Origin of the sequence: Aeromonas sp. Lyrl_2 (genome assembly GCF_051948815.1) — a bacterium.
Lineage (GTDB): Bacteria > Pseudomonadota > Gammaproteobacteria > Enterobacterales > Aeromonadaceae > Aeromonas > Aeromonas veronii.
On sequence record NZ_JAYJLJ010000053.1, the window covers coordinates 1 to 1,430 of the forward strand.

At 57.3% G+C, this 1,430-nt stretch carries 1 protein-coding gene; it reads left to right on the forward strand.

The annotated features are described in order from the left end of the window. Positions 1-83: 83 nt before the first annotated feature. The gene (locus VF684_RS20845) at positions 84-1,421 is read left to right on the forward strand and encodes an IS4-like element ISAeme15 family transposase (protein WP_041205253.1); all 1,338 of its coding nucleotides are present in this window, start codon (positions 84-86) and stop codon (positions 1,419-1,421) included. Positions 1,422-1,430: the final 9 nt, after the last annotated feature.

Genomic DNA, 1,430 nt, shown 5'->3' on the forward strand with positions numbered 1-1,430 from the left:
GCAATGCTGATCAGTTAAGGATCCATTGACCGATCCTTCTGCTGTAGGACAATCCGGAACCAATCACTGGTTCCGGATTTTTTATGTCTATTGCAAACGATCTGAACGATGTTGTTGAGGCATCTGGCGACATGCTGGCTCGGCTGGCCATTTTTGCCGACCATATTCCCGACGAATGGATTACTGCCGCTGCCGCCTTGTCTGAAAAGGCCACTATCCGCCGACGCCGCTTACCTTCTGATATGGTCTTGTGGCTCGTCGTGGGGATGGCCTTTTTCCGCAATGAGCCCATCTCCGAGGTCGCTCGGCGCCTCAACATCTGTGCAGAAGGGTTGGCCAATGATGCCTTGCTCGCGGACAGTGCCCTGTCTCAGGCCCGTCAGCGACTCGGCAAACAGCCGCTCGAGTGGCTGTTCAAACAGTGCGCCGATGTGTGGGGGCGGGAACGTTATCCTGAAGACCATTGGCACGGTTTACAGGTCTTTGCCATCGATGGGGCCCTGTTCCGAACCCAGGATATGCCTGAACTCAGAGCACATTTCGGCTCGGGTAACACCTCAACCAACCGGCAGACACCCTACCCGATGCTGCGGTTGGTCACGCTCATGAATGTCCGCTCGCATGTCATTGCCAACGCGGCCATCAGCCCGTACCGCAAAGGGGAAATCCCCCTGGCCAGCGAGTTCATTCACTCATTGCCGGACAAGTCAGTGACCCTGCTGGATAAAGGCTTCTTCGGTGCCGACCTGTTGCTGCGTATTCAGGCCGAAGACACCGACCGTCACTGGCTCATCCCGGAACGCAAGGGGCTGGTATACACGGAACTTGAGCGCTATGGCGACGGTGACCGTCTGTTGCAAATGACGGTCTCGCCTCAGGCTCGCAAGAAAAACCCGGCGTTGCCGACACACTGGCAAGTTCGCGCAGTGACCTATGAGGTGGCAGGCAAGGAGAAAACGGTCTTTACCTCCCTGCCCGTGGCGCGATTCAGCGCAGCTCAGGTGGCGACCCTGTACCACGAGCGCTGGGAAATCGAGCTGGGATACCGGGATATCAAAAGCGCGATGCAGCACAACGCCATCACGCTGAGAAGCAAGAAAGTGGACTTGGTCTATCAGGAGCTGTGGGGATTGCTGCTTGGATACAATCTGGTCAGGCGGGAGGCCAGCCAGGCCGCCGTAGCCCATCAGCGAGCGCCCAATGAGGTGAGCTTTAAGTTTGCCTGTCAGTTCATCGCGAACCAGATGGCAGTGATGGCGGGCGCGTTATCGCCAGCCCATACGCCACGGAGGTTGGCGGAGTTGCGGGGCTGCATAGGCGTCATGTTCATAGAAAAACGCCCCAGGCCATCGAGACCCAGGGCGGTGAAGATATCAAAGACCCGTTTTCCGGTAAATCGCAATGCGGCTCCGCTTAAGTGAACAGCATTG

Coding starts and splice junctions, on each gene's coding strand:
- VF684_RS20845 (WP_041205253.1), top strand. CDS start 84: ATGTCTATTGCAAACGATCTGAACGATGTTGTTGAGGCATCTGGCGAC.